The sequence below is a fragment of the Microbacterium sp. Root166 genome, assembly GCF_001427145.1.
Classification (GTDB): Bacteria; Actinomycetota; Actinomycetes; order Actinomycetales; family Microbacteriaceae; genus Microbacterium.
The window spans coordinates 848,421-862,732 of record NZ_LMGL01000001.1; the positions used below are offsets into that span (position 1 = coordinate 848,421).

The 14,312-nt window shown below is 71.7% G+C and carries 14 protein-coding genes; 4 read left to right on the forward strand and 10 right to left on the reverse strand.

All coding sequences use genetic code 11. From position 1 onward, the window contains the following. From ASD56_RS03775 to ASD56_RS03805, 7 genes are read right to left on the reverse strand one after another with little or no spacing between them, the layout of a single operon-like run. Window positions 1-1,659, reverse strand: a complete 1,659-nt coding sequence (locus tag ASD56_RS03775; RefSeq protein ID WP_055961358.1) for a hypothetical protein — start codon at window positions 1,657-1,659, stop codon at window positions 1-3. Next, window positions 1,643-2,353 (reverse strand): RibD family protein, encoded by a 711-nt coding sequence (locus tag ASD56_RS03780; RefSeq protein ID WP_055961361.1) that lies wholly within the window; start codon window positions 2,351-2,353, stop codon window positions 1,643-1,645. The genes ASD56_RS03775 and ASD56_RS03780 overlap by 17 nt, the downstream gene beginning before the upstream one ends. After that, window positions 2,350-3,330 (reverse strand): lysylphosphatidylglycerol synthase transmembrane domain-containing protein, encoded by a 981-nt coding sequence (locus tag ASD56_RS03785; protein ID WP_082541231.1) that lies wholly within the window; start codon window positions 3,328-3,330, stop codon window positions 2,350-2,352. Before ASD56_RS03785 ends, ASD56_RS03780 begins: the two co-directional genes overlap by 4 nt. Then, window positions 3,318-4,130, reverse strand: a complete 813-nt coding sequence (locus ASD56_RS03790) for a class I SAM-dependent methyltransferase (protein WP_055961364.1) — start codon at window positions 4,128-4,130, stop codon at window positions 3,318-3,320. Before ASD56_RS03790 ends, ASD56_RS03785 begins: the two co-directional genes overlap by 13 nt. Next, window positions 4,127-5,158 carry a glycosyltransferase family 4 protein gene (locus ASD56_RS03795; RefSeq protein ID WP_055961367.1) on the reverse strand — a complete coding sequence of 344 codons (1,032 nt, stop codon included), beginning with the start codon at window positions 5,156-5,158 and terminating at the stop codon, window positions 4,127-4,129. Before ASD56_RS03795 ends, ASD56_RS03790 begins: the two co-directional genes overlap by 4 nt. Continuing rightward, the gene (locus ASD56_RS03800) at window positions 5,155-5,550 is read right to left on the reverse strand and encodes a 6-pyruvoyl trahydropterin synthase family protein (RefSeq protein WP_055961370.1); all 396 of its coding nucleotides are present in this window, start codon (window positions 5,548-5,550) and stop codon (window positions 5,155-5,157) included. The genes ASD56_RS03795 and ASD56_RS03800 overlap by 4 nt, the downstream gene beginning before the upstream one ends. After that, complete coding sequence (locus tag ASD56_RS03805; RefSeq protein ID WP_055961372.1) at window positions 5,547-6,524, reverse strand: zinc-dependent alcohol dehydrogenase; 978 nt, start codon at window positions 6,522-6,524, stop codon at window positions 5,547-5,549. Before ASD56_RS03805 ends, ASD56_RS03800 begins: the two co-directional genes overlap by 4 nt. A gap of 86 nt (window positions 6,525-6,610) precedes the next feature. On the opposite strand from ASD56_RS03805, the gene ASD56_RS03810 reads away from it, so the two are divergent. Both ASD56_RS03810 and ASD56_RS03815 read left to right on the forward strand, forming a co-directional pair. Then, complete coding sequence (locus ASD56_RS03810; RefSeq protein WP_082541232.1) at window positions 6,611-7,351, forward strand: CDP-alcohol phosphatidyltransferase family protein; 741 nt, start codon at window positions 6,611-6,613, stop codon at window positions 7,349-7,351. Next, a complete protein-coding gene (locus tag ASD56_RS03815) occupies window positions 7,348-7,737 on the forward strand; it encodes a hypothetical protein (protein ID WP_055961375.1) in 390 nt (129 codons plus the stop codon). The genes ASD56_RS03810 and ASD56_RS03815 overlap by 4 nt, the downstream gene beginning before the upstream one ends. Here ASD56_RS03815 and ASD56_RS03820 read toward each other — a convergent pair. Both ASD56_RS03820 and ASD56_RS03825 read right to left on the reverse strand, forming a co-directional pair. Then, complete coding sequence (locus ASD56_RS03820; RefSeq protein WP_055961379.1) at window positions 7,734-8,651, reverse strand: serine hydrolase; 918 nt, start codon at window positions 8,649-8,651, stop codon at window positions 7,734-7,736. The two genes, ASD56_RS03815 and ASD56_RS03820, sit on opposite strands and share 4 nt — an antisense overlap. Window positions 8,652-8,722: 71 nt before the next feature. After that, complete coding sequence (locus ASD56_RS03825; protein ID WP_055961383.1) at window positions 8,723-10,687, reverse strand: M13 family metallopeptidase; 1,965 nt, start codon at window positions 10,685-10,687, stop codon at window positions 8,723-8,725. A 114-nt stretch (window positions 10,688-10,801) separates the two neighbouring features. Here ASD56_RS03825 and ASD56_RS03830 point away from each other — a divergent pair, with 114 nt between their 5' ends. After that, on the forward strand, window positions 10,802-12,118 hold the full coding sequence (locus tag ASD56_RS03830; RefSeq protein ID WP_055963601.1) for an MATE family efflux transporter: 1,317 nt from the start codon (window positions 10,802-10,804) through the stop codon (window positions 12,116-12,118). A gap of 12 nt (window positions 12,119-12,130) precedes the next feature. Here ASD56_RS03830 and ASD56_RS03835 read toward each other — a convergent pair whose 3' ends face one another. Further along, a complete protein-coding gene (locus tag ASD56_RS03835; protein WP_055961386.1) occupies window positions 12,131-12,769 on the reverse strand; it encodes a TrmH family RNA methyltransferase in 639 nt (212 codons plus the stop codon). 185 nt (window positions 12,770-12,954) lie between these two features. Between ASD56_RS03835 and ASD56_RS03840 the strand changes: the two genes are divergently transcribed. Further along, the gene (locus tag ASD56_RS03840) at window positions 12,955-14,295 is read left to right on the forward strand and encodes an Nramp family divalent metal transporter (RefSeq protein ID WP_055961389.1); all 1,341 of its coding nucleotides are present in this window, start codon (window positions 12,955-12,957) and stop codon (window positions 14,293-14,295) included. The last annotated feature ends 17 nt before the right edge of the window (window positions 14,296-14,312 follow it).

A 14,312-nucleotide genomic window follows, 5' to 3' on the forward strand; every position in this document is an offset into this window, starting at 1 on the left:
CTACCCGCTGAAGGCGTCGAGGAAGCGGTCGCGGAACTCGTCCATGCGCCACACCGGCGCGGCGTCCGAGGGATGCACGCCGTCCTCCCAGCCCCACGAGCCGATGGCCTCCAGCACTTCGGCGTCCGCCGCGATGATCGAGACCGGCACGTCGTTCCCGGCGTCGGGACCGCTGACGATGCGCGCGGGCTGGTGGTCCCCGACCACCAAGAGAACCGCGTCCGACTCGAACGTCTCGAGGTACGAGAACATCGCGCCCAGCGTGTACTCGACGGAGTCCGCGTAGAGCTCCCTGGCGCGCTCCGCGTCCGACCAGGCGACGACGGCGGCCTCCCCCTGCGAGGCCTGCGGCTCGAAGACCGATCCGTCGCCGAGGTCGTCCCACGGCACCAGCCGCGGCAAGGGCGTCCACGGCGTGTGCGACGAGACGAGATCGATCTCGGCCATCACCGGCGCTGAGTCCACCGCCGTCGCGTGCTCGTGGAAGGCCTTCCAGGTGAATTGGTCCGGCATCCGTGCGTACCCGAAGGAGGGGCCGCGGTATCCCATGTTGCGGGCATCCAGCACGGCGTCGAACCCGTAGAACGACTCTCCCGCTTCCCACGGCCGCGTGTTCGACGGCACGACCGCCATCGTGTACCAGCCTGCCGTCCGGAATGCGCGCGTCAGGGTCAGTCGGTCCTCCGGGAGAAGCCGCGCGTACTTCTGCTGCGAGTCCACCCACAGGCCGCTCTGCAGCGTTGCGTGCGCGAGCCAGCTCTCGCCGCCGAAGGTGGGCGAGGTGAGGAAGGCGCTCTGAGCGGCATAGCCCGTGCGCGCGAGTCCGCTCTCCCCCTCGGCGAGCACTCGGGCGATGCCGTCGGTGAAGTCTGCGGGCTCGACGGCGGTGCGGCCGTAGCTCTCGACGAACACGATGATCACGTCCCTGCTCTCGAGCGCGGTGAGCAGATCACCCGGCGGCACGGCCGAGGACGAGTCCGCCGCCAGCTCGCGCTCGAACGCCGCCCGCGCACGCTGGCTCGCCACAGCGAGAGCCGACGTCTGCACCAGCGCATCTCCGGCGCGCGAGGCCGCGACCGGAACCCCGGGAACCACCTCGGCGCCCACGATGGCGCAGACGATCCAGGCCGACGCCGCCACGGCGAGCGCGATGCGGCCGTCGCGCCCGGCGTCGCGCAGGCCGCCGCCGACGCGAACCGCCGCGCGCGTCATCGCCACGACGGCGAGAACGACGAGTACTCCGACGACCGCGAGAACGGATGCCGCACCCACCGGCCCCATGACATCGGCGACGACGCCGGATGCCGCCACCAGGGCGCCGCCGTCCTCGACCAGGTTGAAGGGGCGATCGACCGTCGCCACGAAGGCGGCGTCCAAGATCGCGACGACCGTCCCCGCGATCACGACCACCGCGAACACCGCTGCCGCGGCGACGCGCAGCGAGGGTCGGGCGAGAGCGACGAGCAGGAGCAGCACGGCGATGGACTCGGCGGGGAGCCCGAACAGCGCCCTGGCGCCCGTCGCGCCCAGTGCGCCCGGGATGAGCGGCACCACGACGAGCGCCGCGCAGGCGACCGCGGTCAGCGCCACGGCTCGCCGCCTGCGACGATCCGCTGCGGCGGGCAGCTCGATGGCCGGGAGGTCAGGGGCCGGAGCCATCGGTGGCCGTCTCCTCGAAACGGTCCGAGAGCGCGTACCTCAGCAGGACGACGTCGGCGATCCGGCGGGTCTCTGCGAGCCGCGCGCGTCTGCTCGCCGTCCACGGGAAGCTCCCCGACCCGACGAAGCGGGGGGCAGCGGACTCGCCGACGAAGAACGGCGCGATGACGAGCTGCAGCTCGTCGGCGAGGTCGTCCACGAGGAACTGCGTGTGCAGGCGGCCACCGCCCTCGACCATCAGCCGACGAACGCCCCGGTCGGCCAGGTCGGTCGCCACGTCCCGCATGGTCACCGCGTCGCCGAGCGCGACGATCGTGGCCACCTCGCCCAGCGCCGCCGCGATCCGGCCGGCGGCGGGACGCGGGCAGTAGACGAGCTTGTCCGAGTCGCCGGCCGTGAAGAACGACGATGCCGGGGGCAGATCGCCGCTCGCGGTCACCGTGACCTTCGACGGCGATGCCGTGCGGCCGGCGGCGAGCCGCTGCATCCGTCGCTCGGCGCTCCGCACCAGCAGACGAGGATCGTCCCGCCGCACCGTCGACGCCCCGACCATGATGGCGTCGCTGTCGGCGCGCAGCTGGTCCACCCGGTCGAAGTCCTGGGCGTTGGACATCGCGAGGCGTCGCGGAGTGTCGCTGTCGAGGTAGCCGTCGATCGACATCGCGCAGCTCAGGGTGATGTACGGCCGCGTCATGAGTGCACCGGCCCTGAGAGCACCTCGGCACGGCGACGCCTGCGCAGCAGCGCCACCGCGAGGAGCGCGGCTCCCGGCGCGAGCGCGATGGTCGCCAGCACGCCGTACGCGGTCGCCGCGGTGATGCCCGCCGCCGCGCCGAGCCCCGCCGCGCCGAAGGCCCACGCTGCGGCGCCTTCGCGCGGACCCCACCCGCCGATGCTCAACGGGATGGACGACGCGAGCACGGCGATGACCGCCGCGGCCGTCATGCGCTCGGGCGTCGCCTCGATGCCCGTCGCGGCGCAGGCGACCAGGAAGGTGGCGACGTGCGCGACGACCACGACCGCAGACGCCACCACGACGCCCACCACCGCCCCCACGCTGCCGAATGCCGAGCGCAGGATCGTCAGCTCGCGGCGCAGTGCCCGGCGGGCACGCGAACTCAGCCTGGTGATCACCGCGGTCGCGGCGACCAGCCCGATCGACACGAGGATCAGAGTGACGGCCGGAGGGTAGGCCGAGAAGCCCAGCGATACCAGAACCCCCAGAGCGAGGACGAGCTGCACGACCTGGCCCGCGGCGCGTTCGGCCGCGACCGCTCGGGAGGCCTGCGCCACGTGATCGACGCTCTGGCCGTGCGAGACCGCTCGGCTCACGTCGCCGACCACGCCTCCCGGCAGGACGGTGTTCAGGAACTGCGACCGGTAGTACGCGCCGACGGACTCGCGCCAGCCGAGCCGCAGTCCCAGGCGCCTGGCCAGGATCCGCCACCTCCACGCCGCGGCCAGGGTGGCCACCGCCGCGAGGGCCGTCGCCGCCGCGATCGCGGCCGGGGAGATCGCGGCGAACCCGCGCACGAACGGCTCCGCGCCGACGAGCACGACCAGCGCGACGACGATGGCCGCGCCGATCACCGCGCGACCCCACCGACCCCACCGGCGGGTCGGCGATGCGGGCATCACGGTCTGAGCCGCCACGGCGCTCACGGCGGCCATGCGAGCAGGTCCTCATGCTGCACGGTGACTCGGAGGGCTCCGGAGGCGAGCTGCCCGGCCCGGCGAGCGGCATACTCCGCTGCCTGCTCGACCAGGTCGGGGCGCTGTTCCACGGCGGCGGCGAGCCAGCCGTCGATCCACTCCTCGATGAGCGCGGGCTGCCGATCGTCGAGCCGCCACGGCGAGGCCGCGACGCGGACGTTCCACCCCGCGTCGCGGAAGTGCCCGGCGACGGCGGCTGCGGCATCCGGTCCCAGCAGGCCGCGGCCGTGCACCGTCCGCCGCTGGTGCTCGTTGAACGCCGCCTCGAAGGCGTCGTCGCCGGGATCGGCGGGATCGATCGTCACCCGGCCGGTCACCGACAGGGCGAACAGGGCTGGCACGCGGGCAGCGACGCAGGCGCCGACGATCGCCGCCACCTCATCGTCGGACAGCACGTCCAGGAGCGCGGACGCCGTGACGAGGGAGGCGCCGGCGAGCTGATCCTCGTGGATCTCGGCGAGCTCCCCGACCCTCGTGGTCATCCCGATCGGCGTTCCGTCGGCGGCGTTCACCGGCACGCTGGCCGCGTGCGCCAGCAGTTCGGCGTTCCAGTCGTGCAGCACCCAGGCCTGCGGCCCCGGCAGCAGCGGCGCCAGCCAGCGGACCATGGATCCGGTGCCGCAGCCGAGATCGTGGACGGTGACCGGCGCGCGGAGCAGCCGGGCCGCGCGGTTCGCCAGTGGGATGGACCGTGAGCGGGCATCGGCCTTCTCGCGCAGGGTCAGCCAGTCCGCCGACACGGGGATGACGACGCTCATGTGAGTGCCGCCAGCACCGTGTGCACGTCTTTCGCGGTGTCGCTCCACTCGCGACGGTGAGGGGCGGCCCGCGTCGCTGCGGCCGACATCCTGGTGCGGAGCGCGGGGTCCTCGATCCAGCGCCGCAGCGCGAGGGCGAGTGCCGCGGGATCCTGGGGGGGCACGAGGATCGCCGCATCGGCCGGCTGGGCCGCCTCGGGGATGCCGCCGACCCGGCTCGCGATGACCGGGATGCCGCGACGCAGGGCGTCTCCGACGGCGATGCCGTAGCTCTCGGTGCGCGACGGCGCGACCAGCACGTCCGCCCGATCGTAGGCGCCGTCGAGCTCCTTCCGGCCGAGCACGCCCGCCCACGCGATGCGCTCCGACAGTCCGGCCCGTGCCGCGTCCGCGGCCACGCGATCCGCGAACCCGGGCGCGACGGCGCCGGAGCCAGCGATCGTGCACGTCCACGTCGCACCGGATCCCAGCTCGATCAGGGCTTGGATCAGCGTGTCCTGGCCCTTGTGCGGCGCGACCGTGCCGACGCACAGGAGCGATCCACCGGTCGGCGTGCCTTCCGCGATCGGTGCGACGTCCGCACCGGGCGTGGCCACCGAGGTGTGCTCGGCTGTGCCCAGACCTCGCTGAACCAGCTCGTCGCGCAGCCAGACGCTGACCGCGATGATGCGGTGCGCGGGGGCCAGCGCCCTGCGCTCGGCGTCGACGGCGCGCGCGTCGGCATCCGGGAAGGCCGCGACGAGCATGTGCGCCAGGAGGACGACGCGCAGCCGCCTCGCCGCGATTCCGACCGCGGCGGGCAGGTACGTGGCGACCAGGCCGTCGACGAGGACGAGCCCGCCGGCCGGAAGCTCGCCGAACGGGTCGGGTACGGAGAAAACTTCCCTGTCCACCTCGACGAGACGCACGTCCCAGCCGAGCGCGCGCAGGCCGGCGGCCACCCGCTGGTCGTACACGTTGCCGCCGCTCACGCGGTCGGGGTGGTCGAACCCTGCGGGCACGACGAGCCAGACGATCGGCGTCGTCACAGCTCGACCTCGAACGAGGCCCACGCGATGTGCGACTCGCGCAGCGTGACCTCGAGTCCGGTGAGGTGGCCATCCCCGAGAGATCCGGCACGCACCGCGGCGATGAGCCGCTCCGCGATGACGCTGCACAGTCGCTCAGTCGTCGTGTTGACGCCCGCGAACTCCGGCTCGTCATCGAGATTCCGGTACGACAATGCGGCCAGGATGCCGTGCAGCGCCTCCGATGCGCGTCCGATGTCGACGACCACGCCGTCTGCGTCGAGGTCGGCCGCACGGAAGGTCGCATCGACGACGTAGGTCGCGCCGTGCAGTCGCTGCGCCGGCCCGAAGACCTCGCCGGTGAAACTGTGCGCGATCATCATGTGGTCCCGAACCGTCACGGAATAGCTCATCCCGCATCCCTCCAGTCGATGGTGTGGCACAGCCCCGGCGAAGACCCCGACGCGATCTCGGCCATGACGACCGGAAGGTCGCGCCAGGACGAGTCACCGGTCAGCAGCGCGTCGAAGGCCGGGTCGCGCAGCAGCCCCAGCGCCAGCGCCAGCCGGTCGGCCGTCGACCGGCTCCCGCGCCGACGCGGGGCGACCATTCCCACCTGGCTGGACCGGATCGACAGCCTGCGGGAGTGGAAGTCCCCGCCGAGCCGGACGCTGACGGCCCGATCGCCGAACCAGCTGGCCTCGATGATCTCGCCCTCTGTCCCCGCCGTCTCGATCGCCAGCTGCAGGCCGTCGCCGGAACCGCTGGCATCGACCACGATGTCGCGATCACGAGGCGCATGGTCCGGATGGGCGTAAGCGACGCCGAGTCGCTCGCACACGTCCGCTTTCGCCCGGTCGATGTCGACGACCGTGACCTCGACTCCGGGGACGCCCCGTGCGAGCCGCGCCACCGAGCACCCGATCATCCCCGCACCGATCACCGTGAGGCGATCCCCGACGAGTGGGGCGGCATCCCAGAGGATGTTCACGGCCGTCTCAACCGCACCCGCGAGCACCGCCCGCCGCGGCGGCACGTCGTCCGGCACGACGTGCACCGCCGACTCCGGAACCACAAAGGCCGACTGATGCGGGTGGAGTGCGAAGACGGCCCTGCCCGCGAGGGCGGGCGGCCCCTGCTCGACGACGCCGACGTTCAGGTAGCCGTACTTCACCGGTCCGCCGAAGTCGCCCTGCTGGAACGGTGCCCGCATGCGCAGCCGCTCGCTCTCGGGCACCTCGCCGCGGAACACCACCGACTCCGTCCCACGGCTGATGCCGCTCCACAGAGTCCGGACGAGAACCTCGCCGTCCACGGGCGCGTCCACGACCTCACTGCGGAGGGATCCTGTGCCGGGGCTCTCCACCCAGAACGCCGTCGCCTTCATCGGCGGCACACCCGCGTCGCTGAGATCAAGGCCCTCGCCGGACGCACCTGCCAGGTGGTATCCATGACCGAGGAAGGGAGCTCTCCATGCCGAAGATCCATCTGGCTCCCCTCCTGTCGCTCGCGGCGGGCACGCTGGGCCTGGTCGCCCTCGACCGGCTGTCTTCGCTCTCGGCGGCCGGATGGACCGCCGGATTCCTCTACCTTGTCGTGTCGGACGGACTCCTCGCCAGGGGGTTGCACCGCAGCGGGATGTCCGAGATCGGCTGGGGCAACTGGGCCACGACGCTCCGTTCCACGCTCGTCGCCCTTGTCACGGCGCTGGTGGCGACCTCGTTCACGGCGCCGGTGCCGGTCGCATTGCTGACCGTGCTGGCCGCGGTCTCCCTGGCGCTCGATGCGGTCGACGGCTGGCTCGCCCGCCGCACCCACAGCGTGAGCGACCTGGGCGCGCGGTTCGACATGGAGGTCGACGCGTTCCTGCTGCTCGTCCTGAGCGCGTACCTCGCACCGGAGCTGGGCTGGTGGGTGCTGCTGATCGGCCTGCTGCGGTACGCCTTCGTGGTGGCGGGCTGGCTTCTGCCCTGGATGCGGGCGACCCTGCCGCCGCGCTACTGGCGGAAGGTGGTCACGGCCGTCGCCGGGATCGCACTGGTGGCTGCGGCATCCGGAATCCTTCCCCCGTGGGCGTCGGCCGGCGCTGTCCTGATCGCCCTCGCCCTGCTGGTGGAGTCGTTCGGGAGGGACGTGCTGTGGCTCTTCGCCCGTCGGCACCGCAGCACCGCCCGCCCGGCTGCGGGCCAGAAGACGAAGGGAGCCGTCCGATGACCGATCGCTCTCGGGGAGGCCTGTGGGCCCTGCGCATCCTGAGCGCCGTGCTGCTGCTGGCGGCAGGCGGCATCCATCTGTATCTGATCTTCAACGGCGTCGGCGGCGTGCTGGGGGTCATGTTCTTCCTCAACGCGCTGGCCGGACTCGTGCTCGCGATCGCGATGCTGGTGCTGCGCGGGCGCCTGCTGCAGTTCGCGGCGGTGCTGAGCCTGCTGTTCATGATCGCGACGCTGCTGGCACTCGTGCTCGCACTGACCGTGGGGCTCTTCGGGATCACCACCGACTGGGACTTCACGCTCGTGCGCGAGACCGTGATCGTCGAGTCGATCGGCGTGGTCGTGCTCGCGATCACGACCGTCGCGGTGCTGCGGGCCAAGCTCTAGAAGACGTACTCCATCAGTTCAGTCCCCAGGGTGCGGAACGCCTCGTGCGCGCGCAGGCGGTGCATGATCGACAGGTCGTCGAAGCACACGATGAGTGCATACGAGACGCCCGCACGGGGGCCCGCCAGGACACCGGCTTCGACCCGGATGCCGGCATCCCGGCCCGTCTTGTTGATGAAGAGCAGCCCGTACTCGTCATCGTCGTGGGCGAAGGGGTCCAGCCCCGTCGCCGAGGCGACGAGCGAGAGATCGTGGTTCAGGCTCAGCCACTCCGCGACCTGCGCGCTCACGCTCGGTGAGACGACCTGCGAGTTCACCAGGGCGGCGAACACTTCGGCGAGCTCACCGGCGGACCCGAGCGCGAAGTGCGGGGCGTCGTCGGGCCCGCGCTCGTCGCGCATGCGGTCCAGCAGCGCCGACCGGGTCATGCCCAGGTCCTCGAGCCGCGCCCGCACCGCCGGCAGACCCACTCGCGAGAGCAACGCGTTGGTCGCCAGTGCATCGCCGGTGGATGCCGTCAGCACCGCGAGGTCGCACAGCGGCAGCGCCGGCGCCTTGAGGTGCTGCCAGACCCCGCCGTCGCGGACCGGGGGGATGTGCGCCCGGTCGATGATCTCGAGCGGGTCGAGCACGCCCGACTCGAACTCCGCCGCCACCTCGATGAGCAGCGGCACCACCCCGAGCCCGGCGACGGGCAGCGTCACGAAGTCGTCCCCGGCAAGCACCGCCGTGCCGCGGTCCAGGTCCGTGATGCGCACCGACACCTTCGCACCGGATGCCGCCAGCTCCTCGAGCGCCTTGAGCGTCGAGGTGAACGTCCGGCGACCGGCGTTCGCCCGCTTGAGCGGTCGCCGGTTCGAGCTCCGTCGCGCCCCCCGCAGCGACTCGGCGTCCCTTCTGGGCTCGGTGCCCACAGGTGGGGTCCTTCCGGTGATGGGGTGGGTTACGGGATCGGGGTGCTCTCGGACGGGCGCTGCCCGCCCCCTCACCAGATGGTGACGCGCTGGTTCTCGTCGAGCCAGAGCTCGTCGGACTCCGTCACGCCGAACGCGTCGTAGAACGCGTCGATGTTACGCACGATCTGGTTGCAGCGGAACTCATTGGGCGAGTGCGGGTCGACCGTCAGGAGGCGGATGGTCTCGGCATCCCGTCCCTTCTGCTGCCAGATCTGCGCCCAGCTGAGCAGCAGGCGCTGCACGCCCGTGAACCCGTCGATGACCGGCGCCTCTTCGCCGCCGAGCGAGAGCTCGTACGCCTTCAGCGCGATGCCCAGCCCGCCGAGGTCGCCGATGTTCTCGCCGACCGTGAGCGATCCGTTCACGGTGTGGTCGCCGTCGAGCCCCAGCGGGGAGAGCGCGTCGAACTGGGCGATGAGCACGGTCGTGCGCTCTTCGAACGCAGTGCGGTCGTCGTCGGTCCACCAGTCCCGCAGCGATCCGTCGCCGTCGAACCGGCTGCCCTGGTCGTCGAAGCCGTGCCCGATCTCGTGACCGATGACCGCGCCGATCCCGCCGTAGTTGGCGGCGGCGTCGCGATCGGCCTCGAAGAACGGGTACTGCAGGATCGCCGCGGGGAAGACGATCTCGTTCATCAACGGGTTGTAGTACGCGTTGACGGTCTGCGGGGTCATGTACCACTCGTCGCGGTCGATCGGCTGACCGACCTTGCCGAGCTGACGGTCGTGCTCCCAGATGTGGGCGCGGCGGACGTTGCCGATCAGGTCGGCGGCGTCGATCTCGAGCGCGGAGTAGTCCTTCCACTTCACGGGGAAGCCGATCTTGGGCGTGAACGCGTCGAGCTTCGCCAGAGCGCGCTGACGGGTCTCGGGCGTCATCCACTCCAGGCCGGTGATCGACTGGCGGTACGCCTCGATCAGGTTGGCGACCAGCTCATCCATCTCCGCCTTCGCGGTGGGCGGGAAGTGCCGCTCGACGTACACCTTGCCGATCGCCTCGCCGAGGGCCGCCTCGGCGAGACCGACGCCGCGCTTCCACCGCTCGCGGTTCACCGGCACGCCGGTGAGCTGCGTGCCGTAGAAGGCGAAGTTCTCGGCGACGAACTCCTCCGACAGGAAGGCCGCCGAGCCGTGCACGATCGAGAAGCGCAGCCAAGCCTTCCAGTCCTCGAGCCGGTCCTCGCGCAGCAGCGCGCCGAGCCCCTCGAGGAAGCTGGGCTGGTACACGTTGATCTCGGTGAACACCGCGCCGTGCTCGGGAGCCAGTCCCTCGAGCCATGGGCTGAGGTCCATGCCCGCGAGCGCCTGGACGTCATCCCACGGCAGCAGGTTGTAGGTCGCGACGGCGTCGCGGCTCTTGACGTTGTCCCAGTGGTGCGTGGCCAGCTCTGTCTCGAGCGCGACGACGCGGTCGGCGGATGCCGCGGCCTCGTCCACCCCGGCGAGCTCGAGCATTTTCTGCACGTGGGCGCGGAACGCCGTGCGCGTCGCCTCGAAGTTCTCGAGCCGGTAGTAGCTCTCGTCGGGAAGCGACAGGCCGCCCTGGATGAAGAACGGCACGTACCGGGTCGGGTTGCCCGGGTCGGGCTCGATGTACAGGTGGATGAGGCCGGCTGCGCCGTCGCGCTCGAGGGCGCCGATGGTGCGGAGGAAACCGGGGATGTCGGTCACCGCATCGACGGCGGCGAGCGCGTCGCGCAGCGGGGCGGCGCCCAGCGCCTCGACCCGCTCGGTATCCATGAAGCTCGTGTAGAGGTCGCCGATCTTGCGGGTCTCGGTACCCGGCTCGGCATCCCTGGACTCCTCGACGATGGCGTGGACGTCCTTCTCGGCCTGCTCGGCGATGAGGTGGAACGAGCCCCAGCGGGCCTTGTCGTCGGGGATCTCGGTGCGTTCCAGCCACGCTCCGTTGACGTGGCGGAAGAGGTCGTCCTGCGGGCGGATCTCGGCGCTGAGCTCCTCGAGCGCGAGACCGGAACGGGGGGCGTCGGTCATGCGTCCCAGGATATGCGCACACTCGTCGCAGCCGGCCAGGCTCGGTCGTTGAGCGAGCACAGCGAGACGAAACGCGCCGTCCGGCGCCCGGCCTAGGCTCGAAGCGTGACGAGCATGCCCGCGACGCTGAACCGCGACATCCTGCGGCTCGCCGTCCCGGCGCTGGGCGCTCTCGTCGCCGAGCCGCTGTTCCTGCTCGTGGACTCCGCCCTCGTCGGGCACCTGGGCGTCACTCCCCTCGCGGGCCTCGGCATTGCGTCCGCCGTGCTGCAGACGATCGTCGGGCTCATGGTCTTCCTGGCGTACTCGACGACTCCGGCCGTGGCGCGGCGGTTCGGCGCCGGCGATCCGACGCGCGCCGTCTCGGTCGGCATCGACGGCATGTGGCTCGCGCTCGGGCTCGGCGCCGCGCTCGCGCTCGGCGGCTACCTCGCCACCCCGCTGCTGGTCGGGCTGTTCGGAGCGGATGCCGCGGTCGCCGAGCAGGCCGAGATCTACCTCGGGATCTCGATGTGGGGTCTCCCGGCGATGCTGATCGTGTTCGCGGCGACCGGGCTGCTCCGCGGCATGCAGGACACCGTCACCCCGCTGTGGATCGCCGGCATCGGCTTCGCCGCGAACGCCGGCCTCAACTGGCTCTTCATCTACGGCTTCGGGTGGGGCATCGCCGGGTCCGCGGTCGGCACGGTGCTCGCCCAGTGGGGAATGGTCGGCGCCTACGTGCTGGTCGTCGGCCGGCTGGCACGCCGGCACGCGGCATCCGTCCGACCCCACCGCGAGGGCGTGCGCGGCTCGGCGCGCTCCGGCGGCTGGCTGTTCCTGCGCACCGTGTCGCTGCGCATCGCGCTGCTCGCGACGGTCGCGGTCGCGACCATGCTCGGCACTGAGGAGCTCGCCGGCTGGCAGGTCGCGTTCACGATCTTCTCGACGGCGGCGTTCGCCCTCGACGCCCTGGCGATCGCGGCGCAGGCCCTCATCGGCAAGGGCCTGGGCGCCGACGACATCCCGCTCGTGCGGCGCGTGCTCGGCCGGACTCTGGCGTGGGGCGCGTGGTTCGGCGTCATCGTCGGGGTCGCGATCGGTGCGCTGTCGGGAGTCATCGGGCTCCTCTTCACCGGCGACCCCGCCGTCGCCGCCCTGGTGCAGCCGGCGCTCATCGTGCTGGCGATCGCGCAGCCCGTCTGCGGCATCGTGTTCGTGCTCGACGGCGTGCTGATCGGCGCGGGCGACGCCAAGTACCTGGCGATCGCCGGCGGCCTCAACCTCATCCCCTACCTGCCCGCGCTGGTGCTCGTCGGGGTGCTCCAGCCGCCCGGGGCCGCCGGCCTGGCATGGCTGTCGGTGGCGTTCTTCGGGGTGTACATGCTCGCGCGGCTCGCGACGCTGGGCTGGCGCGTGCGCGGCGCCGCCTGGATGACCGCCGGGGCGTGAGGATGCCGGGGCTCACGCCCAGCGACGGCACCACTCGTACATGACCACCGCGCCGGCGGCGCCGGCGTTGATCGACCGCGTCGAGCCGTACTGGGTGATCTCGACGACCGCGGATGCCGCGGCGAGAGCCTCGGGCGAGAGCCCGGGACCCTCCTGGCCGAACAGCAGCACGCACCGCTCGGGAAGATCGGCGTGATCGAGCGGCACCGAGCCGTCGACGTTGTCGATCGCGATGATCGGCAGGGCGGCGGCATCCGCCCACTGCGTGAAGGCCGCGACGTCCTCGTGGTGCCGCACGTGCTGATAGCGGTCGGTGACCATCGCCCCACGGCGGTTCCAGCGGCGCTTGCCGACGATGTGCACCTCGGCGGCGAGGAACGCGTTCGCGCTGCGCACGATCGAGCCGATGTTCATGTCGTGCTGCCAGTTCTCGATCGCCACGTGGAAGCCGTGCCGGCGCCGGTCGAGCTCGGCGACGATGGCGTCCATGCTCCAGTACCGGAACTCGTCCGCGACGTTGCGCGTGTCGCCGTGTCCGAGCAGTTCGCGGTCGTAGCGCGGGTCATCCGGCCACGCGTCCGGGTCGCCGGGCCACGGCCCCACGCCGTACGGCAGCGTCGGCTCGGGCTCGGGGGCGGCGGGCTCGGTCACCGGGTCAGGCTACCCGGCTCCGAACCAGCCGAGAGTGCAGGAATCGCAACCCGGGCAGCGCGGACACGTCGTTCGTGCACTCTCGGCGTTGTCTCGCCGCGAGACCCTCGGAACACTTTTCGGCGCACCGAAATATGCCCTAGTATTTCGGTATGCCGAAAAATCCTCTGGTCGACGAAGACCGGATGCCGCAGCCCGCAGCCGACGCGAAGGCCCTGCGTCGCGCCCGCAAGGCGACGGTGCCGCGTGCGGCATGGCTGATCGGTCCCGCCCTGGTCGCGGGCGTGGCCTACCTCGACCCGGGCAATGTCGCGAGCAACATGACCGCCGGCGCGGTCTATGGGTACCTCCTGGTCTGGGTCGTGGTGCTCGGCAACGTGATGGCGTGGCTGATCCAGTACCTGTCCGCCAAGCTCGGCATCGTCACGGGCAAGAGCCTGCCCGAGACCCTCGGCGAGCGCATCGGCAGCGCGTGGGGACGCCGCGCGTATTGGCTGCAGGCCGAGCTCGTCGCCATGGCCACCGATATCGCCGAGGTGATCGGCGGGGCCGTCGCCCTCAACCTGCTGTTCGATGTGCCGCTGCTGTGGGGCGGCGTCATCACGGGCACGGTGTCGATCGCGCTGCTGCTGCTGCAGTCCAAGCGCGGTCCGCGCACGTTCGAGTTCGTCGTGATCGGCCTCGTCGCGATCATCGCGATCGGCTTCACGTACGGCGTCTTCATCGCTCCGCCCGACCCCGCCGGCGTCGTCGGCGGACTGGTGCCGCGGTTCGAGGACACCGGCTCGGTGCTCCTGGCCGCCTCGATCCTCGGCGCGACGATCATGCCCCACGCGATCTACGCGCACAGTGCGCTCGCCCGCGATCGCTTCGCCCCGGCGGCGGCCATGAGCCCTGCACGCACGGCTCCCCTCCAGGACGACGGCCCCGGCGCCCGCATCCCGGCCCCGCTCGAAGAGCTCCGCGGCATCTCGACCTCGCGCCTGCTGCGCGCGACGAAGTGGGACGTCACGATCGCGATGCTCATCGCGGGCACCGTGAACCTCTGCATCCTCCTGCTGGCCGCGGCCAACCTCGCCGGGGTTCCGGGAACCGACACGCTCGAGGGCGCGTACGCGGCGCTCGACGCGGGCCTCGGCCCGGCCGTCGCGACGCTGTTCGCGGTGGGCCTGCTCGCGAGCGGCCTGGCCTCGACGTCGGTCGGCGCGTACGCGGGCGCCGAGATCATGCACGGGCTCCTGCGCATCAAGGTGCCGCTGCTGGCCCGGCGCCTGGTCACCCTCATCCCGGCGCTCATCATCCTCGCCGCCGGGATCGACCCGACGCTCGCACTCGTGCTGAGCCAGGTCGTGCTGTCGTTCGGCATCCCCTTCGCCCTCATCCCCCTCGTCGCACTGACGGCGAAGGCCGACGTGCTCGGCGGGTTCAAGAACCGCGTCCTGACGACGGCAGCGGGGGTCGCGGCATCCGTGTTCCTCATCGCGCTCAACGGGATCCTGCTGTGGTTGGTGCTCACGGGCGCGTGAGCCCTGCCCGGTAGCCT

Excerpts from the sequence above, each read along its gene's own strand:
- ASD56_RS03825 (WP_055961383.1), bottom strand. The coding sequence starts at position 10,687 with ATGACCGACGCCCCCCGTTCCGGTCTCGCGCTCGAGGAGCTCAGCGCC.
- ASD56_RS03830 (WP_055963601.1), top strand. The coding sequence starts at position 10,802 with ATGCCCGCGACGCTGAACCGCGACATCCTGCGGCTCGCCGTCCCGGCG.
- ASD56_RS03810 (WP_082541232.1), top strand. The coding sequence starts at position 6,611 with ATGCCGAAGATCCATCTGGCTCCCCTCCTGTCGCTCGCGGCGGGCACG.
- ASD56_RS03815 (WP_055961375.1), top strand. The coding sequence starts at position 7,348 with ATGACCGATCGCTCTCGGGGAGGCCTGTGGGCCCTGCGCATCCTGAGC.
- ASD56_RS03775 (WP_055961358.1), bottom strand. The coding sequence starts at position 1,659 with ATGGCTCCGGCCCCTGACCTCCCGGCCATCGAGCTGCCCGCCGCAGCG.
- ASD56_RS03790 (WP_055961364.1), bottom strand. The coding sequence starts at position 4,130 with ATGAGCGTCGTCATCCCCGTGTCGGCGGACTGGCTGACCCTGCGCGAG.
- ASD56_RS03780 (WP_055961361.1), bottom strand. The coding sequence starts at position 2,353 with ATGACGCGGCCGTACATCACCCTGAGCTGCGCGATGTCGATCGACGGC.
- ASD56_RS03785 (WP_082541231.1), bottom strand. The coding sequence starts at position 3,330 with ATGGCCGCCGTGAGCGCCGTGGCGGCTCAGACCGTGATGCCCGCATCG.
- ASD56_RS03840 (WP_055961389.1), top strand. The coding sequence starts at position 12,955 with ATGCCGCAGCCCGCAGCCGACGCGAAGGCCCTGCGTCGCGCCCGCAAG.
- ASD56_RS03800 (WP_055961370.1), bottom strand. The coding sequence starts at position 5,550 with ATGAGCTATTCCGTGACGGTTCGGGACCACATGATGATCGCGCACAGT.
- ASD56_RS03805 (WP_055961372.1), bottom strand. The coding sequence starts at position 6,524 with ATGAAGGCGACGGCGTTCTGGGTGGAGAGCCCCGGCACAGGATCCCTC.